21 protein-coding genes and 1 pseudogene are annotated in these 23,334 nt (G+C 68.0%); 15 read left to right on the top strand and 7 right to left on the bottom strand.

Going from position 1 to position 23,334, the window contains the following annotated elements; all coding sequences use genetic code 11:
- Nucleotides 1-77: 77 nt before the first annotated feature.
- The 10 genes and pseudogenes from M9902_RS10920 (at nucleotide 78) to M9902_RS10875 (ending at nucleotide 13,013) form a co-directional block, all read left to right on the top strand.
- Nucleotides 78-1,247 carry a class I SAM-dependent rRNA methyltransferase gene (locus M9902_RS10920; RefSeq protein WP_297223095.1) on the top strand — a complete coding sequence of 390 codons (1,170 nt, stop codon included), beginning with the start codon at nucleotides 78-80 and terminating at the stop codon, nucleotides 1,245-1,247.
- 15 nt (nucleotides 1,248-1,262) lie between these two features.
- Complete coding sequence (locus M9902_RS10915; RefSeq protein ID WP_297222960.1) at nucleotides 1,263-1,928, top strand: response regulator transcription factor; 666 nt, start codon at nucleotides 1,263-1,265, stop codon at nucleotides 1,926-1,928.
- On the top strand, nucleotides 1,915-3,258 hold the full coding sequence (locus tag M9902_RS10910; protein ID WP_297222958.1) for an ATP-binding protein: 1,344 nt from the start codon (nucleotides 1,915-1,917) through the stop codon (nucleotides 3,256-3,258). Before M9902_RS10915 ends, M9902_RS10910 begins: the two co-directional genes overlap by 14 nt.
- Nucleotides 3,259-3,378: 120 nt before the next feature.
- On the top strand, nucleotides 3,379-4,473 hold the full coding sequence (locus M9902_RS10905; RefSeq protein WP_297222956.1) for an efflux RND transporter periplasmic adaptor subunit: 1,095 nt from the start codon (nucleotides 3,379-3,381) through the stop codon (nucleotides 4,471-4,473).
- A gap of 4 nt (nucleotides 4,474-4,477) precedes the next feature.
- Nucleotides 4,478-7,552, top strand: a complete 3,075-nt coding sequence (locus M9902_RS10900) for a CusA/CzcA family heavy metal efflux RND transporter (RefSeq protein WP_297222954.1) — start codon at nucleotides 4,478-4,480, stop codon at nucleotides 7,550-7,552.
- Entirely contained in the window at nucleotides 7,549-7,854 is a 306-nt protein-coding gene (locus M9902_RS10895; RefSeq protein WP_297222952.1) for a DUF3240 family protein, read from the top strand. The genes M9902_RS10900 and M9902_RS10895 overlap by 4 nt, the downstream gene beginning before the upstream one ends.
- Entirely contained in the window at nucleotides 7,851-9,083 is a 1,233-nt protein-coding gene (locus M9902_RS10890; RefSeq protein WP_297222950.1) for a TolC family protein, read from the top strand. Before M9902_RS10895 ends, M9902_RS10890 begins: the two co-directional genes overlap by 4 nt.
- Nucleotides 9,084-9,206: 123 nt before the next feature.
- Nucleotides 9,207-9,911: pseudogene (locus M9902_RS10885) on the top strand (VIT family protein); the annotation flags it as partial.
- Between the two features lie 53 nt (nucleotides 9,912-9,964).
- Nucleotides 9,965-11,332 (top strand): DNA recombination protein RmuC, encoded by a 1,368-nt coding sequence (gene rmuC, locus M9902_RS10880; protein ID WP_297222947.1) that lies wholly within the window; start codon nucleotides 9,965-9,967, stop codon nucleotides 11,330-11,332.
- Between the two features lie 52 nt (nucleotides 11,333-11,384).
- Nucleotides 11,385-13,013, top strand: coding sequence for an acyl-CoA dehydrogenase family protein (locus M9902_RS10875; RefSeq protein WP_297222945.1), 1,629 nt, complete (start codon nucleotides 11,385-11,387; stop codon nucleotides 13,011-13,013).
- A gap of 15 nt (nucleotides 13,014-13,028) precedes the next feature.
- Here the strand turns inward: M9902_RS10875 and M9902_RS10870 are convergent, their stop codons facing one another.
- Together M9902_RS10870 and M9902_RS10865 are read right to left on the bottom strand one after the other, a co-directional pair.
- Entirely contained in the window at nucleotides 13,029-13,358 is a 330-nt protein-coding gene (locus M9902_RS10870) for an SMR family transporter (RefSeq protein WP_297173804.1), read from the bottom strand.
- Nucleotides 13,355-14,872: an acetyl-CoA hydrolase/transferase family protein gene (locus M9902_RS10865; protein ID WP_297222943.1), complete on the bottom strand. Its 1,518-nt coding sequence runs from the start codon at nucleotides 14,870-14,872 to the stop codon at nucleotides 13,355-13,357. Before M9902_RS10865 ends, M9902_RS10870 begins: the two co-directional genes overlap by 4 nt.
- Before the next feature lie 94 nt (nucleotides 14,873-14,966).
- On the opposite strand from M9902_RS10865, the gene folE reads away from it, so the two are divergent.
- Both folE and M9902_RS10855 read left to right on the top strand, forming a co-directional pair.
- The gene (folE, locus tag M9902_RS10860; protein WP_297222941.1) at nucleotides 14,967-15,563 is read left to right on the top strand and encodes a GTP cyclohydrolase I FolE; all 597 of its coding nucleotides are present in this window, start codon (nucleotides 14,967-14,969) and stop codon (nucleotides 15,561-15,563) included.
- Nucleotides 15,564-15,617: 54 nt separating this feature from the next.
- Complete coding sequence (locus tag M9902_RS10855; RefSeq protein WP_297222939.1) at nucleotides 15,618-16,211, top strand: DUF2239 family protein; 594 nt, start codon at nucleotides 15,618-15,620, stop codon at nucleotides 16,209-16,211.
- Nucleotides 16,212-16,280: 69 nt separating this feature from the next.
- On the opposite strand, the gene M9902_RS10850 is transcribed toward M9902_RS10855, so the two are convergent.
- Entirely contained in the window at nucleotides 16,281-16,577 is a 297-nt protein-coding gene (locus M9902_RS10850; protein ID WP_297222937.1) for an I78 family peptidase inhibitor, read from the bottom strand.
- Between the two features lie 129 nt (nucleotides 16,578-16,706).
- Between M9902_RS10850 and M9902_RS10845 the strand changes: the two genes are divergently transcribed.
- The 3 genes from M9902_RS10845 (at nucleotide 16,707) to M9902_RS10835 (ending at nucleotide 20,604) form a co-directional block, all read left to right on the top strand.
- Complete coding sequence (locus M9902_RS10845; RefSeq protein WP_297222935.1) at nucleotides 16,707-18,623, top strand: M61 family peptidase; 1,917 nt, start codon at nucleotides 16,707-16,709, stop codon at nucleotides 18,621-18,623.
- A gap of 155 nt (nucleotides 18,624-18,778) precedes the next feature.
- Complete coding sequence (gene hemH / locus M9902_RS10840) at nucleotides 18,779-19,747, top strand: ferrochelatase (RefSeq protein ID WP_297222934.1); 969 nt, start codon at nucleotides 18,779-18,781, stop codon at nucleotides 19,745-19,747.
- The gene (locus M9902_RS10835; protein ID WP_297222932.1) at nucleotides 19,747-20,604 is read left to right on the top strand and encodes an alpha/beta hydrolase; all 858 of its coding nucleotides are present in this window, start codon (nucleotides 19,747-19,749) and stop codon (nucleotides 20,602-20,604) included. Before hemH ends, M9902_RS10835 begins: the two co-directional genes overlap by 1 nt.
- 30 nt (nucleotides 20,605-20,634) lie before the next feature.
- Here M9902_RS10835 and M9902_RS10830 read toward each other — a convergent pair whose 3' ends face one another.
- From M9902_RS10830 to M9902_RS10815, 4 genes are all read right to left on the bottom strand, one after another.
- A complete protein-coding gene (locus tag M9902_RS10830; RefSeq protein ID WP_297222931.1) occupies nucleotides 20,635-20,859 on the bottom strand; it encodes a hypothetical protein in 225 nt (74 codons plus the stop codon).
- A 105-nt stretch (nucleotides 20,860-20,964) separates the two neighbouring features.
- Entirely contained in the window at nucleotides 20,965-21,480 is a 516-nt protein-coding gene (locus tag M9902_RS10825; protein ID WP_297170318.1) for a hypothetical protein, read from the bottom strand.
- Between the two features lie 51 nt (nucleotides 21,481-21,531).
- The gene (locus M9902_RS10820) at nucleotides 21,532-22,320 is read right to left on the bottom strand and encodes a SprT family zinc-dependent metalloprotease (RefSeq protein ID WP_297222928.1); all 789 of its coding nucleotides are present in this window, start codon (nucleotides 22,318-22,320) and stop codon (nucleotides 21,532-21,534) included.
- A 59-nt stretch (nucleotides 22,321-22,379) separates the two neighbouring features.
- Entirely contained in the window at nucleotides 22,380-23,282 is a 903-nt protein-coding gene (locus M9902_RS10815; protein ID WP_297222927.1) for a recombination-associated protein RdgC, read from the bottom strand.
- Between the last annotated feature and the right edge of the window lie 52 nt (nucleotides 23,283-23,334).

Raw genomic sequence — 23,334 nt, 5'->3', positions numbered from 1 at the left:
GACGACGTCTGCGCGTAGGGTTACTCCCCTTCTTGCGCGACAATACACGAAATCCAGCGAAAAAGATGAACGCCGCAATGGCCGACCTGCTGCCCCAGATCCACCTCAAGAACGCCTGGAATTCGACCCATCCGTGGATTTTCCAGCGGCTGGTGGAAAAGCCCGCGCAAAAGCCCAAGCCGGGCAGCATTGTCGACGTGGTCGGCGTGGATGGCGCATGGATCGGGCGCGGCTTCTACAACGGCCATTCGCGGATCGCGCTGCGGATGCTGGAAAAGGATCCGGATGTGGCCGTCGATGCCGACTGGTTCGTGCGCAAGATCGGCGAGGCGGTGCGGCTGCGCCGCGAGATCCTGAAGCTGGACGAGGTCGGCAATGCCTGGCGCGTCGTCCACAGCGAGGGCGATGGCATCAGCGGATTGGTGGTGGATCGCTACGACGACCTGCTGGTGGTCGAATTCTTCAGCGCCGGCGCGTGGCGGCAGCGTTCGATCATCTTCGATGCACTGCGCACGCACTTCCCCGGCTGCCGCTTCCACAGCTTTGCCGATGAACACGTGCAGAAGCAGGAAAGCTTCGATTACAAGGACACCCAAGGCACCGCGCCTGCCACCGTCAGCGAATACGGCATACAGTTCCGCGCCGATCCGGCCGGCGCGCACAAGACCGGGTTCTTCGCCGACCAGCGCGAGAACAGGCAATGGCTGAGCCAGCAATGCGCCGGCAAGCGCGTGCTCGACCTGTGCTGCAATACCGGCGGCTTCGGCGTGTATGCGGCGGCGCGCGGGGCCAGCGAGGTGGTTGGGATCGACATCGATCCGGCGGTGCTGGAGATCGCCAAGGACAACGCGCGCCTCAACCACGTGAAGCCGCGCTTCATCCAGGCCGACATCTTCCCGTGGCTGCGCGACGCAGCGATCAATGGCGAGCAGTTCGACGTGGTGATACTCGACCCGGCGAAGATGACCCGCGATCGTGAGCAGGTCATCAATGCGCTGAAGAAATACCTCGACATGAACAAGCTCGCGCTGGGCGTGGTCAAGCCGGGCGGGCTGTTCGCCACCTTCAGCTGCACGGGCCTCGTCAGCGAGGAACAGTTCCTCGACATGCTGCGCCGCGCCGCGTTCTACGCCGGCCGCACCGTGCAGATCTTGAAGGTCGCCGGCGCCGGCCCCGATCATCCGTGGCTGGCGCAGGTGCCCGAGTCACGCTATCTGAAGGCGGTGTTCTGCCGCGTGCTGGACTGAGCCGGGTCGGCCGCCGTGCGCGTGCTGATCGTCGAAGACTCCGCCACGCTGGCCGACACCCTGCAGGCCACGCTCACCGGCGAGGGCCATGTCTGTGACCATGCGGCCGATGGTGTGGTGGCCCTCCACCACCTGGCCGATCGCCGCTATGACCTGCTGGTGCTGGACTGGATGCTGCCGCGGCGTGACGGGCTGGACGTGCTGAAAGCGCTGCGCCAGTCGGGCGCACCGACCCGGGTGTTGATGCTGTCGGCGCGCGATACCGTGGCCGATCGCGTCGCGGCGCTGGACGCCGGTGCCGATGACTATCTGGTCAAGCCGTTTGCACTGGATGAACTGCTGGCTCGGGTGCGTGCGCTGGCGCGGCGGTCGCAGGAAGGCGGCGGCGAAGTCTTGCGTTGGCAAGCGTTGCAGGTGGACACGCCGGCCCGGCGCGCGCGCTGGCAGGGCCACGACTTGCAGCTGTCGCCCAAGGAATATGCCCTGCTGGAGCTGTTGCTGCGCGAGCGCGGGCGGGTGCTGTCGCGCGCCGCGATTTTCGATCGCCTGTATGACAGCCGCAGTGAATCGTCCGACAAGGTGGTCGAAGTGATCTTGAGTACGCTGCGCGCGAAACTTGCGAAAGCCGGTGCGGGCGACCCCATCCAGACCCGGCGCGGTTTTGGCTATGCCATCGACTGAGCCGCACGGATGGTCGCTGCGCACGCGGCTGCTGTGGCAGTTGGTGCTGGCGTTCGGCTTGCTGCTGGGGGGGCTGTTCCTCGCGCTGGACGTGCTGGTGGACCGGGCGATGCTGCACCAGCTGGATCAGGTGCTGGCTGCGCGTGCGGCTTCGCTGGCCCAGCAGCTGCAAGACGAAGCCGACCCGCACCGCGCGGTGCTGCCGGCTTGGGATATCGCCGGCCATACCGAGTTTTTCGCGGTCTTCGATGGCAACGGGACGCTGCGCATGGCCTCGCTCAACAGCGGCACCCATCCGCTGCGGATCCCCGCAGGCCAGCGGCGGGACGGGTTTGGCAACAGCCGTCTGCCCGATGGTCACAACGGGCGCTACCGGCAGGTGACGCTGCGCCACGGCGCGTTTGCCGGCGGACGGTTGCTGGTGGCGACCGAGCGCGAAAGCTGGGACAGCACCGGGCGCGAGATGCATCGGGTCCTGGTGACCGGGCTGGTGCTGGCGATCGTGGCGGCCGTGCTGTTGTGCCTGCTGCTGCTGCGGCAGGCGTTTGCGTACATGGCGCGTGAGGCCGAACGCCTGCCGCACGATGGGCCGCCGCAAGGGGCCCTGCCCGATACCCCGGTGGAGTTGCGGCCCTTCGTCCAGGCCGCGCACGATGCGCTGCGCACGTCCTGGGCAATGGCCGAACGCGAGCGCCGGTTTTCGCGCAGCGTGGCCCATGAGCTGCGCACGCCGGTGGCGGAGATTGGCGCTGCCAGTGAGCGCGCGTTGGCACAGAACGATCCGCAGGCCCTGCGGCACGGGCTGTTGCAGGCCCGGCAGGCGGGGGCGCGCATGCAGCGCGGCATCGAGGCCCTGCTGGCGTTGGCGCGATTCGAGTCGGGGCAGGAATTGCCGCAGTCCGACCCACTCGACCTGGCGGCGTTGCTGCGGCAGCAGGCGGCGACATTCGGGCCCGATCGCATCCACCTGCGCATCCCGGCCGAGGCGTGGGTGATCAGCGACGCCGGCATGCTGGAGCGCATCACCGCCAACCTGTTGCTCAACGCCCTCGAATACGGGGACGCCGGCGGTAGCGTGCAGGTGCAGTTGCATCAAGTCAACGCGGGTGTGGAGGTGGAGGTTTGCAATCGCGCCAGCCGGCTCACCCCGCAGGACATTGCCCACTTCGGCGAACGCCATTGGCGCGGTGAACGCGATGGCGACGTTCGCCACGCGGGGCTGGGACTGGCGCTGGTCAATGCGATGGCCCAAGCGCTGGGTCTGCAGGTCGGGTTCGTGCTGGAAGCCGGCGAACTGCGGGCCCGACTTGGCATTCTGCGCCAGGTCTAGGGATGAGCTGGCTGACGGCACCGGACTGACGGCGCCGGGCTGGCGATGCTCAGGGCCATCCAAAGGATGGCTTAAGTTTCGCCCGCCACACTGCGCGCACCCTGCCAGCACGATCCCCGCATGCGTCAAGTTTTCCTCCTGCTTCTTGCCGGCACGTTTCTTGTTTCCGGCTGTGGTGGTAACCCCGAACCCACGCCTGAAGCCGCGCCGCAGCCGGATGCCCAAGGGCGGATCCAGCTGAGCGCAGCGCAGCAAGGCAACCTTGGCATCACCGTGGCCAAGACCGTGGCTGCTGCCGAGGTGCCGGTGACCGGGCTGCCGGCGCAGGTCACTGCGCCGCTGTCGGCCAGCGCCGAGGTGACGTTGCCCTATGCCGGCGTCATCACCCGGGTGCTGGTGGATGAGGGGCAGCAGGTGCGGCGCGGGCAGCCGATGCTGCGCGTGCAAAGCCGCGAGCTGGTGGCGGTGCAGGCCGAATGGGTGCGCGCCAGCGCAGAGGCCGGACTGGCGCGCCAGCAGGCCGGGCGCGATGCGCAGCTGCTGCGCGAAGGATTGATTGCGCAGGCGCGGGCGCAGGAAAGTGCGGCGCGGGCTGCGATGGCCGCTGCCAGCGTGGCCCAGGCCCGCACCCAGTTGACCCAGCTGCGGCCGGCCCGGGGCGGCGTGCCGGGGGAATTCGAATTGCTGGCACCGCAAGACGGGCGGGTGTTGCATCGGGCGGTGAAACCCGGACAGGCGCTGGAGGCGCTGGCCTCGGTCTTCACCCTGCTGGAAGGCGATGCGCTCGACGTGGAGTTCAATGTCCCGCTGGCGTTGCGCGATGCGGTCGCGCCGGGGCTTTCGGTGCAGCTTCCCGGCGGTGCCCGGGCCAAGGTTGTCGCGGTGGGCGGTGATGCCGATGCCGGTGCGCAGGGCCTGCGGGTGCGGGCACAGCTCGATGCCGGTGCCGGCCTGCTGCCGGGCCAGCAGCTGGAAGCCAGTCTGCACCTGAAGGCACCGGCGGATGCGGTGGAGGTGCCGGCATCGGCGCTGCTGCAGCACGGCGAAGGCCATGTGCTCTATGTGCAGGAAGGACGCGCCTGGCGCGGCCTGCGCGTGCGGCTGCTGGGCGGCGATGGTCAGCGTGCGGTCGTTCAGGGCGTTGGCTTGAAAGCGGGCATGGGCGTGGCCGCCACCGGCGGCAATCTGCTCAAGACCTTGGCCCCGGTGCGCTGAGGCCATGTTCACCCGTCTGGTGGCGTTTTCCCTGCGCCAGCGCCTGCTGGTTCTGCTGGCCGCGCTGGTGCTGGCCGGCGCTGGCCTGCGTGCATACCTGCAATTGCCGATCGACGCCTATCCGGACATTTCACCCACCCAGGTGAAGCTGATCCTGAAAGCCCCGGGCATGACCCCGGAGGAAGTGGAAAGCCGGGTGGTGGCACCGCTGGAGCGGGAGCTGCTGGGCGTGCCCGGCGCGGTGATGCTGCGATCCACGGCCAAATACGCCATTGCCGACATCACCCTCGATTTCAAGGAGGGTACCGACATCTACTGGGCGCGGCAGCAGGTGACGGAGCGCTATGCCGGCGTGGCCGAGGCGCTGCCGGCCGGCGTGGACGGCGGGCTGGCACCGATCGCCACGCCGTTGTCGGACGTGTTCATGTTCACCGTCGAAGGTGCGGGCCTGAGCCTGCAGGAAAAACGCAGCCTGCTGGATTGGGTCATTCGTCCCGCCTTGCGCAGCCTGCCCGGCGTGGCCGATGTCAATGTGCTGGGCGGTGAAGCCAAAAGCTACGTGGTCATTCCCGACCGCGCGCGGCTGCTGGCCAACGGCCTGCATTTCCAGGATCTGGCGCAGGCGCTCGAGCGCAACAACCGCAACGATGGCGCGGGCCGCATCAACACGGGTGAAAACGCGCTGGTGATTCGCGTCGAGGGGGCACTGCAAAACGAAGCCGACATCGGCAACGTGGTGGTCAAGCCCGGGACGCCGCCGCTGCGGGTGCAGGACTTGGCCCAGGTTCGCGTTCAAGCCATGACCCGCTACGGCGCGGTCACCCGCGATGGCCGGGAGGAAGCCGTGCAGGGCATTGTCGTGGCGCTGCGCGGAGCCGACGCGTCGCAGCTGGTGCACGCCACCCAGGCCAGGTTGCAGGAACTCCAGCCCAGCCTGCCGCCGGGCGTGCAGGTGGTGCCGTTTTACAACCGCGGCCAGCTGATCGAACGGGCGGTTGCCACCGTGCAAGACGCGCTGCTGGAAGCCACGCTGCTGGTCATCGTGCTGTTGCTGCTGTTCCTGGGCGGGTTGCGCGCCGCGCTGGTGGTGGCGCTGATGCTGCCGTTTGCCGCGCTGTTCACCTTCCTGCTGATGTCCCTGACCGGCCAGAGCGCGAACCTGATGAGCCTGGGCGGGTTGGCCATTGCCATCGGCATGTTGGTGGATGCGGCCGTGGTGGTGGTGGAAAACACCGTCACCCGGCTGGATCCGGAGTCCGGCAGCGCGCATTTGCCACGCCTGCACCGGGTGTTTGCCGCCACCCGCGAAGTGGCGGTTCCGGTCGCGGCGGGCATGGGAATCATCGCCTTGACCTTCCTGCCGCTGCTGACGCTGGAGGGGCTGGAAGGCAAGCTGTTCGCGCCGGTGGCGCTGACGATTGTCTTTGCGCTGGGTGCTTCGCTGCTGCTGTCGCTGAGCTTCGTGCCGGTGCTCGCCTCGCTGTTGCTGGGGCAGCAGTCGCACCGCGAACCTTGGCTGATGCGACAGGTCCACCGGCTTTACCGACCTTTGCTGGAGGCGGTGCTGGAACGGCCCCGGCGTGCGCTGATTCCGGCCTTGGTCGCCCTTGCGCTGGGCGCGGTGGCGTACCTGCTGGTGGGCAAGAGCTTCATGCCAACCATGGACGAAGGCGATCTGGCCGTGCAGCTGGCCAAGGCTCCGGCGATCTCGTTGCAGCGCTCGCTGGCGCTGGATCTGGCGGTGGAGCGCGCGATCAAGGCCCAGCTGCCGGAAGTGGAGCACATCGTGGCGCGGGTGGGCTCGGACGAATTGGGCCTGGATCCGATGGGGCTGAATGAAACCGACATGGTCTTGCAGCTCAAGCCCAAATCGCAGTGGCGGCGGCCCGACAAGGACTGGCTGGCCGACCAGCTGCGCACGGTGCTGGCGGGGTTTCCGGGCATCGATTCGGGCCTGACCCAGCCGATCGAAATGCGCATCTCGGAAATGCTCACTGGCAGCCGAGGGGATCTGGCGATCAAGATCTTCGGGCCGGATCTGGCCACGCTGGGCACGCTGGCGCAGCAGACCGCAGGCGTGGTGGAACGCCTGCGCGGGGCGCAGGACGTGATCACCCAGGCCAGCGAGGGCGTGGATTACCTGCAAGTCGAAATCAACCCGATCGCCGCCGGCCGCAACGGTTTGGCGGTGGCCGACGTGCAGGATGAACTGCGCGCACAGATAGACGGTATCGCCGCGGGCAGCGTGCTGGAGACGGATCGGCGCACCCCCATCGTGGTGCGCGGCGATACCGACATCCGGATGTCCGAGCTGCGCTTTCGGCAGCTGCGGATCGCGCTGCCCGACGGCGGCGAGATTCCGCTGGCGGCCATTGCCACGCTCAAGGCCAGCACCGGCCCGGTCAGCGTGGAACGGGAGCAGGGTGCGCGCTACGCCAAGGTCCAGGCCAATGTGGATGGGCGCGACTTGGTGGGCTTCGTCGAAGAGGCCCGGGCGGCGGTGGGGCGCCAGGTTCGGCTGCCGCCCGGCTATCGGATGGAATGGGGGGGCGAGTTCGAAAACCAGCAGCGCGCGGCGGCGCGGCTGGGGCTGGTCATCCCGCTGGCGCTGGCGGCGATTTTCCTGGTGCTGTTCATGACCTTCGGTTCGCTGCGGCAGGCCACCTTGATCTTGTGCAACATCCCGTTCGCGTTGGTCGGCGGCATCCTCGCGCTGTGGGCGTCCGGGCAATACCTGTCGGTGCCTGCCGCAGTCGGCTTCATCGCCCTGCTCGGGATTGCCGTGCTCAACGGACTGGTGCTGGTGACCTGCTTCAACCAGCTGCACGCGGCTGGCCTGCCGATCACCGAGGTGGTGCGCCGCGGCGCGCTGCAGCGGGTGCGCCCGGTGCTGATGACCGCCAGCATCACCGCGCTCGGGCTGGTGCCACTGCTGCTGGCCAGCGGGCCGGGCTCGGAGATCCAGCGGCCGCTGGCCATCGTGGTGATCGGCGGGCTGGTGACGTCCACCGCGCTGACTTTGCTGCTGCTGCCGATCCTGTTCCAACGCTACGGCATCGATCCGCAGGAGAACGCATGAACATGCACGTGCGCCTGGTGCTGCTGTTTCCGCCGAGGCTGGAAGATGCCCTGACCGAGGCCATCGTGGCAGGTGCCGGGGTGCCTGGCTTCACCCTGCTGCACGCCGAGGGCCACGGCAGTGATTTTTCCCGCGCCTCGGCCGCCGAGAAAGTGCGCGGGCGGGTGCAGCGGCGCGTGCTGTGGATGCTGCTGCCGCAGGAGCAGGTGGAGTCGGTTTTGAATCTCCTGCGGCAGCAGGTGGATGGCCACGAGGTGCGCTGGTGGGTCGAGCCGGTGCTGGCAGTGGGGAAACTGGGATGAACAAACGCATGCTTGCCTGCGGGCTGTGGCTGCTGTCAGCAAGCGCGGCAGCGCAGCAGTGGTTGCCGCCGCACGCCGCGGTGCACGCGGCGATCGACGTCCAGCCCGATGTGGCCGCCGCGCGGGCGCGCCTGGACGCGGCCCAGGCCAACGCGCGGGCGCGCCGGGTGGGAGAGCACGAGTTCCAACTCGACATCGTCGCGCAGCGCCGCAATACTGATGAATTCGGCGGCCGGCAGCGGTTTTCGGAATCTGAAATCACTTTGAGCCGGGCGATCCGCCTGCCCGGCAAGGCGCGGCTGGATCGCCAGATCGGTGAGGCCGGCGTGGCGGCGGCGGAATTGCGGCTGGAGGACGCCCGGCATCAGGCGGCCCGGCTGCTGCTGGAGGATTGGATGGCGTGGCTGCGTGCCGCCGATGCGGTGCGGCGCAGCACCGAGCAATACGCGTTGTACGACCAGGAATATCGCGGTCTGGCGCGCCGGGTGGCGCTGGGCGACGCGGCGCGCAAGGACCTAGAATTGCTGGAAGTGGAGCGTGCCCAGGCGCAGGCCGTGCAGTTGTCCGCACAGGCCGCGCAGGCGGCGGCGCGGCTGGCGATGCAAAGCGATTTCCCCGGCCTGCCGATTCCCGAGCGCGCGCCCGACGTGGAGGCACCGCTTGGCCTGCCCGGGGCAGCGGAGGCGTGGATCGAGCGCATCATCACCCGCAGCCATGAAGTCGGCGCGCTGGAAGCCGATGCGCGCGGCGGCGATGCTTTGGCCGCACGTGCGCGCGCCGATCGGATTGCCGATCCCAGCCTGGGTCTGCGCCGTCTGAGCGAGCGCGGCGGCGCGGAACAGGTGACCGGGCTGGTGCTGAGCATTCCCTTGGGCGGCGGTCGCCGCGCCGCCTTGGCCGAGGCCGAAGCGGCCAACGCGGCGGCGCTGCATGGCGATGCCTCCACGATGCGGCGCGAGATCAGCCACGCGGCCGTGCTTGCCGTAACCCGCGCCAGCCATCTGGCCGAACAATGGCAGGCCCGGCACGCCGCGCTGCTGGCCAGCGCTTCGGCCACCCGCCGGGTCAAGCGCGGATGGGAGCTGGGCGAAACCGCCCTTGCCGAATGGCTGCTGGTGCAGCGCCAGCATGGCCAGATTGCCGGCGAGGAGGCCGCCGCCCGCGCCGATGCCGAGGAGGCACGGCTGCGCGTTCTCGTGGATGCCCACGACATCTGGCATGACGAGTAGGCGGATGTTCGGGGATGCTGTTTTTTTCGACGTTGCCTTGAATCAAGGCCGCATGGGTTCGCAGCGTTTACCATTCGATTGACGCGGGAGTCGGCCCGTGTCTCGACCCAGCGACCGGCAGCCATGAGTGACGACGACCATTCCCACCATCACGAACCCCACCGCAGCCAGAACAGCGGCTGGCTGCGGGCGGCGGTGCTGGGTGCCAACGATGGCCTGATTTCCACCAGCAGCCTGATGTTGGGCATGGCCGCTGCCCAGGCCCATCCGTCCACCATTTTGCTCAGCGGTCTGGCCGGGCTGGTGGCCGGGGCGCTGTCGATGGCGGCGGGCGAGTATGTGTCGGTCAGTTCGCAGGTGGACGCCGAACATGCGGACATGCGGATCGAATCACGCGCCCTGCGCGAGCATCCCGAGCTGGAGCTGGAGGAACTGACCGACATCTACATCCAGCGCGGCCTGACGCCGGAGCTGGCGCACGAGGTCGCGGTGCAGCTGACCGCCCACGATGACCTGGGCACGCATCTGCGCGACGAGGTCGGGATCAACGACACCCACCGGGCCCGGCCGATCCAGGCCGGGCTTGCTTCCGCTGCCGCGTTCACCGTCGGCGCGCTGCCGCCGGTGCTGTTGGGCTGGCTGTGGCGGGCGCCTGGCCTTGCCGTGGTGATGGTGGCCAGCTCCCTGCTGCTGCTGGCGGTATTGGGCTACGTGGCCGAACGGATTGCCGGCGGCGGCGGCTGGAGGGGTGCCGTGCGCGTGCTGCTGTGGGGCACGCTGGCGCAGGCGGGGACCGCACTGATTGGCTGGGTGTTCCGGGTCTCGGTGGCTTGGGCGCAGTTGTCGCGGGATTTGCGACGCGCTCTGGCTAAACTGCGGGGATGGAGATGCAAACCGTCCTGCTGATTGCGCTGTTGGTCGTGGCCGTGGCCATCGTCCTGATCCTGCTGCTGCGGCGGCCGGAGGAGCGGATTGGCGACAGCATCGGCGCGCTGCTGCGTCAGGAACAGCGCGGCGGCCGCGAGGAGCTGCGCGGGCAGTTGGACAGCTTCATGCTGCAGCAAAGCCAGCGCATCGACGGCTTCGGCGGCCAGTTGCAGGCGGTGGCCACGCGCACGGATTCGCGCCTTGATGAATTGACCACCGCCACCAACACACGCCTTGGCGAGCTGCGCGACGCCCTGACCGAAGATGCCCGCAAGGCCCGGCTGGAGCTGGCCGAACAGCAGCAGCGTCACGCCGATGTCCTGGGCACCAAGCTGGGCGAGCTGACCCAGCGCAATGAACAGCGCATTGGCGAAATGCGTGCCACGCTGGAAGCGCAGCTGGCGGCGCTGCAGGCCGACAACGCGCAAAAGCTGGAACAGATGCGCGCCACCGTGGACGAAAAGCTGCACGCCACGCTGGAAACCCGCCTGACCGAAAGCTTCGGCAACGTCACCCGGATGCTGGCCCAGGTGCATCAGGGCCTTGGCGACATGAACAAGCTGGCCGCCGACGTGGGCGGCCTGCAGCGGTTGCTGACCAACGTGAAGACCCGCGGCATCTTCGGGGAAGTGCAGCTGGCCGGCCTGCTGGAACAGGTGTTCGCCCCGGAGCAATACGCCGGCAACGTCGCCACCGTGCCCGGCAGCAGCGAGCGGGTGGAGTTTGCGGTCCGCTTTCCCGGCAGCGACGACGGCGGCATGGTCTGGCTGCCGATCGACGCCAAGTTCCCGCGCGAGGACTACGAGCGCCTGCTTGACGCCCAGGACCGCGCCGACGCCGAGGATGCCCGCAATGCCGGCGACGCGCTGGAGCGTCGCGTGCGCGAAGAGGCCAAGCGGATCCGCAGCAAGTACGTGGCGCCGCCGTACACCACCGAGTTCGCAGTGCTGTTCCTGCCCACCGAAGGCCTGTACGCCGAAGTGTTGCGCCGCCCCGGACTGTTTGAAAGCCTGCAGCGCGAGCAGCGCATCACCGTTGCCGGCCCCACCACCCTGCTGGCGCTGCTGACCAGCCTGCAGGTCGGCTTTCGCACCGTGGCCATCGAAAAACGCTCGGCGGAAGTCTGGCGCGTGCTGGAAAAGGCCAAGAGTGAATTCGGCAAGTTCGGCGATGTGCTGGACAAGGTGAAGGACAAGCTGGATCAGGCCAGCCGGCAGATCGAGCAGACCGGCGTGCGCACCCGCGCCATCGAACGCAGCCTGCGCGAGGTGCAAGATGTTCCGGAGGCGCCGGCGCCCGGCCTGCCCGAGCCGCCGGCCTGAGCCATCCGCCGCGCCGCCAGTGCACAATGCTCTGGATCGCAGGAGCTGCGCCATGTCCGAAGACCGCTTCCAGACCCACCACGTCGACAACCAGCCGCCGCCGTTTCCGGCGTGCAATCTCTGGGCCGACGATCCCGGCCTGCGCGAGGCGGTCGTGCGCGAAGGCGGTTTGGCGTTCAGCGGCCGGCTGGAAGCTTACGGCGCACTGGCCGGGGGCCGCCTGCTGCAATTGGCCGATGATGCCCACCGCGATCGTCCGCGGCTGATTGCCTACGATGCTTATGGCCGCCGCGAGGATCGCGTCGCGTTCAACGCCGCCTACCATGAAGTCATGGGTACGGCCATCGCCCACGGCGTCGCCGGGCTGTCTTGGGCGCAGCCCGAGCCCGGCGCGCACGTGGCCCGCGCCGCGCTGAGCTATCTGCACTACCAGGGCGAACCGGGCAGCAGCTGTCCGCTGACCATGACCCACGCGGCGGTGCCGGTGTTGCAGCGCGAGACGGCGCTGCACGAATGGACCGTCAAGGCCGCCGCGCCGCATTACGACGCCCGCTTCGTCCCGATCGATGCCAAGCAGGGCATCACCCTGGGCATGGGCATGACCGAGAAACAGGGCGGCAGCGACGTGCGCAGCAACAGCACCCTGGCCACGCCACTGGCGGCCGCAGGCGAATATGCACTGGTCGGGCATAAATGGTTCTTCTCGGCGCCGATGTCGGACGGCTTTCTGGTGCTGGCGCAGGCGCCGGGCGGGCTGAGCTGCTTCCTGCTGCCGCGCTGGCGGCCCGACGGCCGCGTCAACGCGCTGCGGCTGCTGCGCTTGAAGGACAAGCAGGGCGATTGGTCGAATGCGTCTTCGGAGGTCGAATTCGAAAACGCCTGGGCATTCCTGATCGGCGAGGAAGGCCGCGGCGTCGCCACCATCCTGGAAATGGTGATGCTGACCCGGCTCGACTGCATGCTCGGTTCGGCCGGATTGATCCGCATGGCGCTGCGGCGGGCGCTGCATCACACGCACCATCGCAGCGCATTCGGCAAACGACTGGTCGACCAGCCCTTGATGCGCAACGTGCTGGCCGATCTGGTGCTGGAATCGGAAGCCGCCACCGCGCTCGCCCTGCGGGTGGCCGGTGCGGTCGACCGCGCGCCGCGCGATGCCCACGACGCCGCGCTGGCGCGGGTGGCCACGGCAATCGGCAAGTTCTGGGTGTGCAAGCGCGCTTCGCTGGTGGCCGCCGAGGCGCAGGAGTGCTTTGGCGGCCTCGGCTACATCGAGGAATCGCAGATGCCGCGCCTGTTCCGGCAGTCGCCGCTCAACGCGATCTGGGAAGGCTGCAGCAACATCCAGTGCCTGGACGTGCTGCGCGCGCTGGGCCGCGAGCCGGAAACCCGCACCGCGCTGATGGCTGAACTTGGACAGGCCGCAGGCCACAGCGCGCACTTCAACGCCGCGCTGGCGGAAGCGGACGCGCGGCTGCAAGGCCCGCTGGAGCAGGCCGACGCGCGGCGATTGGTGGAAACGCTGGCGCTGCTGCTGCAAGGTGCCACCCTGCTGCGCGCCGGTCATCCGCTGGCCGAATCCTGGTGCGCCAGCCGGCTCGGCGGCGGGCGGCAGTCCTGCTTCGGCAGCCTGACGTCGGCGCCGGCCATCGAAGCGGCATTGGCGCGAACGGAGGGCTGACGACGCGCCAAATGCTCAGTGCGACGAGGTTCGCGAGAACAGGTTCAGCACCACCACGCCGCAGGCGATCAGGGCGATCCCGACCAGCGCCGGCCAGTCCAGTTTCTGCCCAAAGGCCAGCCAGGCAATCAGCGTGACCAGCACCACGCCGACGCCGGACCAGATCGCGTAGGCAACCCCGACCGGGATCGCGCGCAAGGTCAGCGACAGGAAGAAAAACGCGGCGCCATAGCCCACGATCACCGCAAGCGACGGCCACAGCCGGGTGAAACCTTCGCTGGATTTGAGCAGCGAGGTGGCGATGACTTCGGCCACGATGGCGAGCCCGAGATAGACCCAATTCATGGCGTGCGCATCGTTCCCGTCTCCAACCAGCGCTGGTGCCAGGACAGCGCTTCGCGCAGCAGATGCGGCGTGTGTTTGCCGCGGCTGTCCCGACAGGCGCGGTCGAAGTAGTCCCGCAGGGCATCGCGATAATCCGGGTGCGCGCAGCGGGCGATGATCTGGCGCGCGCGCTGCTTGGGCGACAACCCGCGCAGGTCGGCCAAGCCTTGTTCGGTCACCAGCACCGCGACGTCATGCTCGCAGTGATCGACATGGCTGACCATCGGCACCAGCGTGGAGATGCTGCCACCGCGTGCCGTGGAACGGCTCATGAAGATCGACAGAAAGCCATTGCGGGCGAAATCGCCGGAGCCGCCGATGCCGTTCATGATGCTCGAACCCATGACATGGGTGGAATTGACGTTGCCGTAGATGTCGGCTTCCAGCATCCCGTTCATGCAGATGCAGCCCAGCCGGCGAATCAGCTCGGGATGGTTGGAGATGCCCAGCGAACGCAGCACGATGCGGTTGCGAAGGGAGCCGAGGCGGTCGCGGAAGCGCGCTTCGGCCTGCGGGCTGAAGTTGAAGCCGGTGGCCGAGGCATAGCGCAGCACGCCCGCTTCCAGCAGATCGAGCATGCCGTCCTGGATCACTTCGGTGAACGCGCCCAGATCGTGGAACCCAGCCTGGGCCAGTCCGGCCAGCACCGCGTTGGGGATATTGCCCACGCCCGACTGGATCGGCAGCAGTGTCGCCGGCAGCCGTCCGCGCGCGACCTCGTGACGCAAAAACTCGATCAAGTGCCCGGCGATGCGGCGGCAGTCGTCGTCAATCGGGTCGAAGCGGTTGCTGCGGTCCGGCGCGTCGGTCAGGACGATGGCGGCGATGCGCTCCGGATCGCAGCGCAGCGTGGGCTGGCCGATGCGGTCGTCGCCGTGGATCAGCGGAATGGGCTGGCGCTGCGGCGGCAGCGCGGTGCCGTAATAGATGTCGTGCAACCCCTGCAATTCCAGCGGCTGCCAGGCGTTGACTTCCAGGATGATCCGCTGGCCCAGGTCCAGCCAGGTCTTGTTGTTGCCAACCGAGGTGGTGGGCAGCAAGCTGCCGTCTTCGAAAATCGCGGCAACTTCCACCACGGCAACGTCGATCGCGTTGTGAAACCCGAACCACACCTCCTGCGGCAGATGCGATAGGTGCATGTCGAGATATTCCATCTGGCCGGCATTGATCCGCCGCCGCGCCTCCGGATCGCTCTGGAACGGCAGCCGCAGGGCAATGCCGTCGGCATGGGCCAGCGCGCCGTCGAGTTCGGGCGCGGTCGAAGCGCCGGTAAACAGGTTGATCTTGAACGGCGTGCCGGCGGCGTGGGAAGCCTCGATCCGCCGCGCCAGCGCCTGCGGCACCGCCTTGGGATGGCCGGCGCCGGTGAAGCCGCTCATCGCCACCGTGGCGGCGGGTGCAATCAGCGCCGCGGCGCGGTCGGCATCCATCACGCGCGCGCGCAGGGATACCCGCTGGATTCGATCTTCGCCCATTTCGCCACGCGCTCTTGCCGGCACAGCGGGTATTGTCCACGCTGAAGGGGAAAGCGCGACCTGCGCGCTACCATGATCATTTGCGAGGACACCCATGACCGAAGAGATTCGCCACGACATCACCCGCAGCCAGGCCGAAGACGCCGTGCGCACGCTCTTGAAATGGGCTGGCGATGATCCCGCGCGCGAGGGCCTGCTGGACACGCCGCGGCGGGTGGTCGATGCCTACGGCGAGTGGTTCGCCGGCTATTCGCTCGACCCGGACGATTACCTGCAGCGCACCTTCGAGCACGTCGGCGGCTACGACGGCATGGTGGTGCTGCGCGACATCCAGTTCGAAAGCCACTGCGAGCACCACATGGCGCCGATCATCGGCAAGGTCCACATCGGCTACCTGCCCAACGGCAAGGTGGTCGGGATCAGCAAGCTGGCGCGGGTGGTCGAGGCTTATGCCAAGCGGTTCCAGGTGCAGGAAAAGATGACCGCGCAGATCGCCGACTGCATCCAGCGCGCGCTGCAGCCGTTGGGCGTGGGCGTGGTGGCGATCGGCGCGCACGAGTGCATGACCACCCGCGGCATCCACAAGCGGGGCGTTGGCATGGTGACATCGCGAATGCTCGGCAGCTTCCAGGAAGATGCCCGCACCCGCACCGAGTTCCTGCAGTTCATCGCGGTGGAATCCGGGCGTTGAGTTGATTTCATGATTTATCCGGGTAAAATGTGACGTCGTACTCTGGAGGCCGTCATGTTCAACCCCTCTCAGCGCAGCACCGCGTTTTCCAGTTCGGTTCGGATCGCCACCGGCGAACTTCGGCACGTGGCGATGAAGGCCAAACAGGCCTACGACGCTCACCCGGAGCGGCCGCTGCGGGTGTTCGAAGATGCCACCGGGCGCGCGCTGGAGCTGCCGCTGGAACTGCCGGCGGCCGATTTCCTGCGTCTGATCGAACAGCCCGAGGCGGCGCTCGCAGGCGCGGGCAAACCCGCGGAAAAGCGCCGACCCGGGCGCCCGAGGCTGGGCGTGGTGGCGCGCGAAGTGACCCTGCTGCCGCGACACTGGGACTGGCTGGCGGCGCAGCCCGGCGGCGCCTCGGTGGCGCTGCGGCGGCTGGTGGACGCGGCGCGCAAGGTCAGCGCCGGCAGCGACCGCCGGCGCGCCGCGCAGGAAGCGACGTACCGGTTCCTGCTGGAGATGGTCGGCGACGCTCCGGAGTTCGAGGAATCCGCTCGCGCCCTGTTCGCCGGCGAGGCCGGGCGTTTCGAAAGCCTGCTGCTGGCCTGGCCCGAAGACGTGCGCGAGCACGCCCTGTGGCTGGCAACGGACGCATTTGCGGCCTGAGACGCGCCGGCCCCGTGGCCGATCGGGCCAGATGTTCGAATTCAGCCGCCGCGCATCACCCGCAGCACATCACCCACAGCGCACTTGGGCAATCGCGCCAGCGGCGTCCTTGATGACGTTCAGGCGGTCACCGCGAAAATCCAGGGTCATCGGATCGGAGGGGCCAAGAGCGCGCACGCTGGCGGCACCGGCAGCAAGCCGGGCGGCTTCGACATTGGTCGGCGTGGCCGGCTGGCCCACCAGACCGCTGGCTGCTTCGGCGTTGCAGGCCTGCATCGTGGGGCTCGCGGCCGGCGCGTCCGCGGCGGGTTGGCCGGCGCAGGCCGACAGCAGGAGAACCGGGAGGCACAGCGACAGAGCGCGCATGGGGTATTCCTGAATGGGGTGACTCATCCTGCCAGAGCCTGCATGAACCGGGCTTGCATGGCTTTCGGCAGAGGAAGCCGCCAGCCGCGGCGACTAGGATGGTGGTTTGACCCGCGTACGGAGCCACCCATGATCCGCCAATGCCTGCTGCCGCTCGCCCTGCCGCTGTTGATGGCCACCAGCGCCGGCGTCCACGCCCAATACGCGTCGCCCGCGGTCCAGCCGCCGCAGGACGTGGCCTATCCCGGCACGATCCGGCTCGAAGTCGACGCCACCAATCTCAACCAGCGCATCTTCAAGGTGCGCGAAACCATTCCTGCCACGCCCGGTGAATTGACCCTGCTCTACCCGATGTGGATTCCCGGCGGGCACACGCCGCGGGGGTCACTGGACAAGCTGGCCGGCATCACCTTCAAGGCCAATGGCCAGACCCTGGCTTGGAAGCGCGACCCGCTGAACGTGGCCGCCTTCCACATCACCGTGCCGGAGGGCGCCACCGAGGTCGTGGTCGAGTTCGATTTCCTTACCGCCACCGGCCCCGGCCAGGGGCGGGTGGTGATGACGCCGAACATGCTCAACCTGCAATTCATTTCCACCGCGCTGTATCCGGCCGGGCACTACATGTCCCGGATCATGTTCGATACCCGGGTCACCTATCCGGCCGGCTGGACCGCGTTCACCGCGTTGCACGAAGAGGGCCGCAGCGGCAATACCGTCAATTACGAGGACGTGCCGTTCGACATCCTTGCCGACTCGCCGGTGTACGCCGGCCGCTACGCGCGCCAGATCGACCTGACCCCGACCGGCAGCGCGCGCCCGGTGCGGCTGGGCGTGGTGGCCGACGCGGCCAAGTATCTGGAGGCCAAGCCGGCGCAGGTGGACATCCACCGTGCCATGGTCGCGCAGGCGTTCAAGCTGTTCGGCGCCCAGCATTTCGATCACTACCAGTTCCTGTTCTCGCTGTCCGATCAGATGGGCGGCAACGGCCTGGAACACCAGCGTTCCAGTGAAAACGGGATGGGGACCGGCTATTTCACCGACTGGAAGGAGAAGGTCGGGTTCAGCGATCTGCTGGCGCACGAGTTCACCCATTCCTGGAATGGCAAATACCGCCGCCCGGCGGATCTGTGGACGCCGAACTTCAACGTGCCGATGCAGGACAGCCTGCTGTGGGTCTACGAAGGCCAGACCCAGTACTGGGGCAACGTGCTGGCCGCGCGCAGCGGCATGCGCCCGCTGCCGGCCTCGATCGACGCGCTGGCGCTGGTCGCCGCGACCTATGCGGAAAACCGCCCGGGCCTGAGCTGGCGCAATGTGCAGGACACCACCAACGACCCGATCATCGCCAGCCGCGCCCCGCTCGCCTATCGCAATTACCAGATGAGCGAGGACTACTACTCCGGCGGCCAGATGATCTGGCTGGAAGCCGATGCGCTGATCCGCGCTGGCAGCGGCGGCAAGAAGTCGCTGGATGACTTCGCCCGCGCCTTCTTCGGCGTCAACGACGGCGAGTGGAAGGTGCAGAACACCTACACTTTCGACGACGTGGTGGCGACGCTCAACGCGGTCTATCCGCACGACTGGAAGAGCTTCCTGCGCGAGCGTCTCGACGGCCGCGTCGGCCTGACCGGCGGCATCGAGGCGGCCGGCTGGCGGCTGGTGTTCAAGGACACCCCCAGCGCCTACGCCAAGGGCAGCGCCAGCCCGCGCTGGGGCGGCGCTGATTTCGTCTATTCGCTGGGATTGATGATCGGCAAGGACGGCGCCATTTCCGACGTGCGCTGGGACAGTCCGGCGTTCAATGTCGGGCTCGGCAGCGGCGCCAGCGTGATCGCCGTCAACGGCCAGGCGTATTCGCAGGACGTGCTGGAAGACGCGGTCAAGGCGGCCAAGGGCACGACCGCGCCGATCGAACTGCTGGTCAAGGAATTCGACCGCTACCGCACGGTGCGGATCGACTACCACGACGGCCTGCGCTACCCGCACCTGGAGCGCATCGAAGGCCGTCCCGACTACCTGACGCCGATCCTGACCGCGCGCAAGTAAACCGGAATTCGCCCATTTGCGGCCACGGCGGCGGGCCCGCCGCGGCCGCAATGAGGCACGGGTGTCACCGTTGTTCCGATCGGAATGATGGTGTTTGCGCGGGCGTTGCGGCACGCAGCTGCGGGTGAGCGCGCCCCGCATGCGATGCTATGCACATGCCTCCTTCTTCTGAAGTACCGCCGGCGCTGCTCCTGGCCAACCTCGGTACGCCGGCCGCGGCCACGCCGGCGGCGGTGTCTGCCTATCTGCGCGAATTTCTGTCCGACCCGCGGGTGGTCCAGATCCCGCGCTGGCTGTGGCGGCCGCTGTTGCGCTGGGTCATCCTGCCGCGCCGCAGCCCGAAGGTGGCACACAAGTACGCCAGCATCTGGCTGGACGGCGGTTCGCCGCTGGCGGTCCACACTGCCGCGCTGGCGCGGGCCGTGCAGGAGCGCTTGCCGGATCGGGAAGTGGGCTACGCGATGCGCTACGGCACACCGCCGCTGGCCGCGGCGCTGGCGTCACTGCGCGAGCGCGGCGTGCGCCGGGTGCGGGTGCTGCCGCTGTACCCGCAGTATTCCACCACCACCACGGCCAGCATGGCCGATGCGATTGCGATGCACGGGTCCGGAATGCGGGTGGAACTGCTGCACGACTACCACGCCGATCCGGACTGGGCCGCCGCCATCGCCGCGTCGATCCGCGCCTTCCACGCCGAGCACGGGCGTGGCCAGCGGCTGCTGCTGTCCTACCACGGCATTCCCGAGCGGCTGGTGCGCGCCGGCGACCCGTATGCGGCCCAGTGCGAGGCCAGCACCCAGGCCATTGCGCACGCGCTCGGGGTGGAGCGCGATGCCCTTCTGCTCACCTTCCAGTCGCGTTTCGGGCCGGAGCGCTGGCTGCAGCCCTACACCCTGCAAACGCTGCAGGAGCTGGCCCGGCAAGGCGTGCATACGGTCGACGTGGTGTGCCCGGGATTTGCCGCCGATTGCCTGGAAACGCTGGAGGAAATCGCGCTGCAAAACGCCGAAGCTTTCCGCGCGGCCGGCGGTGAAACGCTGCGCTATATCCGCTGCCTGAACGGTTCGCCGATGCACGCCGATGTGCTGGCGAAGCTGGCGCGCAGCGACGCGGGGTGGTCCTGATGCGCGCGTTTTCCCTGCGTACGCCGCTGGGCGAACTTGCCGCCCTGTCCAACGACCGGAAAGGGCCGCGCGTGCTGGCGCTGCACGGCTGGCTCGACAACGCCGCCAGCTTCCTGCCGCTGGCGCCGCATCTGGGCGCCGTCGAACTGGTGGCGATCGACCTGCCCGGCCACGGCCACAGCGCGCATCTGGGCGCCGGCGGCGACTATTCCTTTGCCGGCAGCATTGCCAGCGTGCTCGATGCGGCAGACGCGCTCGGCTGGGATCGCTTCCGCCTGCTCGGGCATTCGATGGGCGGGGCGATCGCCAGCCTGGTGGCCTGTGCCTGCCCGGAGCGGATCGAACGACTGGCGACGATCGAAGCGCTGGGCGTGCTGACCGAAGCACCGGAGCGCACCGGCGCCCGTCTGCACGAGGCGGTAGCCGCGCAGCGGGCGCTCAAGGGCAAGCATCTGCGCGTGTTTCCGGATATCGACAGCGCCGTGCAGGCGCGTTTTGCCGCCTTGCGCGCCCCCGGCGCCGGACTTGAACCGGAGTTGCTGCGGCTGCTGGTTGAACGCGGCGTGCGCTCCGTGGACGGCGGTTTCGTCTGGAGCAGCGATCCACGCCTGACGTTGCCGACGCTGGTGCGGATGACCCAGGCGCAGGCAGACGACCTGCTCGCCGGCATCGAATGTCCGACGCTGGTGCTGTTCGCCGATCCGCCGCAGCCCTATCTGCCGGACGCGGAACGCCGTCGGCGCGTGGCCGCGCTGCCGAAGGGGCGAATGGAAGTGCTGGCGGGCGGCCACCACCTGCACATGCAGCAGCCGGCACGGGTGGCCGCGGTGATCGCGCCGTTTCTTCGCCAGCAATGACCTGCGCCAGGAATGCGGATTCAGCAACGTTCAAAGCAGGCCATGCCGGCGGGCGATGCGCCTGTGGATCCAGACGCTGAGCGCGCAAGCAAGCGGAAATGGCCCGATCAGGAACAACACCTGGCGCAGGGGGACCTTCGCGGAACCCTGGACCCACAGCACGAGGCTGAAAAACACGAGCAGCAGCGTCATCACGCCGAAGATCATGATCAGCTGTTCGGACAGCCGATACCAGCGCGCGTCGCGCGGACTCACGGCAAGGATCTGCTCGTAACCGCCCTGAGACATCTTGAGCCTGCCGGTGTCAGGTCCCGCGGAACCGTCTTGCCGCCAGCGTCGGCCAGCCGACGCCGGCAGGCATCATTGCTGCGTGGTGGTCGTGGCGTTGACGTTCAAATCGGTGCTGCCGTTTTCGTTTTTCGCGATGTAATACACCACGTGGTGGTCGCCCTTGCTGAAGCCGAGCGTGCCGCCATCGTCGGTCTGCGCCGACAGTTCGCGGGTCCAGCCGCTGCGCTCCATCCCGCCGGACAGGCTGTTGAACAGCGAACCCATCGCTTCTTGCGTGGTCATCGACAACACCTGCGCCCCGCCCAATTCCATCACGCTGGACAGCTTGTATTGGGCGGGCAGCTGGATGTCCTTGGGGAAACTGGCCGGCAGCGCCAGATTGTCGCCGTCCTCGGAGGAAGCGATCCGCGCTTGGCCTTCGTCGGTCTGGACCGTGACGGTGTTGCCATCACGATCGACCTTGACCCCGGTGGCGCGCTCCAGCGCCGCATCGACGGCGGCATCCCGGGCCTTCTTGCACGCCGGCAAGGTGAGTACCAGGGCGGACAGGGCCAGCGCGAGCGCGCTGCGGGTCGAAATGTTCATCGGGGGACCTCGGCTTGGAACGACACTTCCAAGCAAACGCAAATGCTCTGCTCAACCGGCCAACAGAGCGCGCAGGCGGGATTTCAGGCCACGCCCCTCGTGGCGCAGATACTCGCGTTCATCGCGCCAGCCGGGGTATCTGGCTTCGACCTCGCGCCAGAAACGCGGCGAATGATTGGCCTGCAGCAAATGACACAATTCGTGCACCAGCACATATTCGAACGCCCTGGGACGCGCGAGCAGCAGGGCCAGATCCAGCGACAGGCTGCCGTCGTGCGCCAGTGAACCCCACTGGCCGGTGGTGCGCTTGAACGTGAAACGGCGCGGCACCCGCGGCAAGCCTGGGAGGTAGCGCGGCAGCCAGCGACCGAGATCGGCCCGGCCTTGGGCTTCGTAGAAGTCGCGCAGCGCCCGCTGCACGGCCGCCTGCCCGGCGCTGGCGGGAAACCGGAAACACAGCTGACCGGCGGCATCGAAATCGAGTCGCGCCGCGCGCGCGGTTCGCCAGGTCACGGGGGCGTCTTCCCCGCGCAGAGGCAGGGCCATCGTCTGCCCGACGATCAACGCCGGCGCGGCGTGTCTGACATGCAGGTCGAGCTGTTGTTGCAACCAATCGCCGTGATCGTGCACGAAGCGGTCGCCTGCGGCGAGACTGGCGCGCAGCGGCAACGTCAACCGCGCGCCGCGCTCGTCCACGCTGAGCTTGATCCGCCGCGCACGCGGGTCGCGGACGCGCAGCACATCGATGCGGCGGCCATCGGCCAGGGTGAATGCCACCTGCTCACGCTGCCGGACCACGGGACTGTGCGTGGGAGACAGCAGGCGGAACAGGGCGTGCATGGCGCGAGTGTATCGCGCTGGATTGGCCGATGGAGGGTCACCGTCGCTGGCTTGCGGGGTCACTGCGCCTGACTGAGCCGGAACGCGGCCTCCAGCACGCCGAACAGGCGCTTGAACTCGCCGGCCATCAGCGCGAAGCGGGTCTGGAGCTCGGCCACGATGTCATCGTCGCCGCTGGATTCCAGTTGATCCACTGCGCCGTCGAGCAGTTTGAACTTGCGCACGATCAGATCTTCGCCAAGCACGAAGCTGACGTGGTCATCCAGCACCAGCGCCAGCCGCGTGGCCTGCTTGCCGGCGTCCAAGTGCTTGGTGATTTCCTCACCGGACAGGTCCATTCGCTGGATCTTCACCACCGCGCCGGTGTCGGTGGGATCGCGCAGTTCGCATTCATCACCCAAGGTCAGGCCGTCGGGCAACGGGTCGCCGGCGATCCAGCTGGTCAAAATCGCACGCGGTGCGGTTTCGGCATTCAGCGGCAGCGCCGGGAAGCTGCCCAACGCGCGACGCACTTCCGAGACCACGGCCTCTGCCGCCTTGCGCGATGAGGTATCCACCGCGATCACGCCATGCTGGCGGTCGATCAGCGCATCGGTGCGCACCGGCCGCACGAACGCACGCGGCAGCAGTTCGGTGATGAGCTCATCCTTGATCCGCTTGCGGGTGCGCCCGCCGGGCTTGCGGCCGTCCTTTTCCTCGATCGCCGCCAATTTCTTTTGCAGCAGGTCATTCACCACCGCACCGGGCAGCAATTTGTCCTCGCCGCCGACGGTCAGCCACAGCGCGTCGTCACAAACGTGCTGAAAGGCGGCGTCGTGCTGGCCCATCGGCGGGATGAAGCCACGCGAGGACAGTTCCAGCGCGCCAACCGGCTTGAGCGCGCAGTCGTTGAGTTGTTGGTCGAGGTCGGTGAGGTCGAGCGTGGTGGGGAAGCGGAACAGGGTGAGGTTGCGAAAGAACATTCGGGATTCCAGTATCGAGGGAGGCGCTGCGGATGCCTGAGGCTTGCCGCGA

The sequence above is a fragment of the Thermomonas sp. genome (genome assembly GCF_023953935.1).
Lineage (GTDB): Bacteria > Pseudomonadota > Gammaproteobacteria > Xanthomonadales > Xanthomonadaceae > Thermomonas.
The sequence above is the reverse complement of the archived record's forward strand: the minus strand, read 5'-3'. Positions and strand labels throughout refer to the sequence as shown.

Excerpts from the sequence above, each read along its gene's own strand:
- M9902_RS10890 (WP_297222950.1), top strand. The coding sequence starts at position 7,851 with ATGAACAAACGCATGCTTGCCTGCGGGCTGTGGCTGCTGTCAGCAAGC.
- M9902_RS10875 (WP_297222945.1), top strand. The coding sequence starts at position 11,385 with ATGTCCGAAGACCGCTTCCAGACCCACCACGTCGACAACCAGCCGCCG.
- rmuC (WP_297222947.1), top strand. The coding sequence starts at position 9,965 with ATGGAGATGCAAACCGTCCTGCTGATTGCGCTGTTGGTCGTGGCCGTG.
- M9902_RS10835 (WP_297222932.1), top strand. The coding sequence starts at position 19,747 with ATGCGCGCGTTTTCCCTGCGTACGCCGCTGGGCGAACTTGCCGCCCTG.
- M9902_RS10850 (WP_297222937.1), bottom strand. The coding sequence starts at position 16,577 with ATGCGCGCTCTGTCGCTGTGCCTCCCGGTTCTCCTGCTGTCGGCCTGC.
- M9902_RS10905 (WP_297222956.1), top strand. The coding sequence starts at position 3,379 with ATGCGTCAAGTTTTCCTCCTGCTTCTTGCCGGCACGTTTCTTGTTTCC.
- M9902_RS10895 (WP_297222952.1), top strand. The coding sequence starts at position 7,549 with ATGAACATGCACGTGCGCCTGGTGCTGCTGTTTCCGCCGAGGCTGGAA.
- M9902_RS10870 (WP_297173804.1), bottom strand. The coding sequence starts at position 13,358 with ATGAATTGGGTCTATCTCGGGCTCGCCATCGTGGCCGAAGTCATCGCC.
- M9902_RS10820 (WP_297222928.1), bottom strand. The coding sequence starts at position 22,320 with ATGCACGCCCTGTTCCGCCTGCTGTCTCCCACGCACAGTCCCGTGGTC.
- M9902_RS10855 (WP_297222939.1), top strand. The coding sequence starts at position 15,618 with ATGTTCAACCCCTCTCAGCGCAGCACCGCGTTTTCCAGTTCGGTTCGG.
- M9902_RS10900 (WP_297222954.1), top strand. The coding sequence starts at position 4,478 with ATGTTCACCCGTCTGGTGGCGTTTTCCCTGCGCCAGCGCCTGCTGGTT.
- M9902_RS10825 (WP_297170318.1), bottom strand. The coding sequence starts at position 21,480 with ATGAACATTTCGACCCGCAGCGCGCTCGCGCTGGCCCTGTCCGCCCTG.
- M9902_RS10845 (WP_297222935.1), top strand. The coding sequence starts at position 16,707 with ATGATCCGCCAATGCCTGCTGCCGCTCGCCCTGCCGCTGTTGATGGCC.
- M9902_RS10865 (WP_297222943.1), bottom strand. The coding sequence starts at position 14,872 with ATGGGCGAAGATCGAATCCAGCGGGTATCCCTGCGCGCGCGCGTGATG.
- M9902_RS10910 (WP_297222958.1), top strand. The coding sequence starts at position 1,915 with ATGCCATCGACTGAGCCGCACGGATGGTCGCTGCGCACGCGGCTGCTG.
- M9902_RS10815 (WP_297222927.1), bottom strand. The coding sequence starts at position 23,282 with ATGTTCTTTCGCAACCTCACCCTGTTCCGCTTCCCCACCACGCTCGAC.
- hemH (WP_297222934.1), top strand. The coding sequence starts at position 18,779 with ATGCCTCCTTCTTCTGAAGTACCGCCGGCGCTGCTCCTGGCCAACCTC.
- folE (WP_297222941.1), top strand. The coding sequence starts at position 14,967 with ATGACCGAAGAGATTCGCCACGACATCACCCGCAGCCAGGCCGAAGAC.
- M9902_RS10920 (WP_297223095.1), top strand. The coding sequence starts at position 78 with ATGGCCGACCTGCTGCCCCAGATCCACCTCAAGAACGCCTGGAATTCG.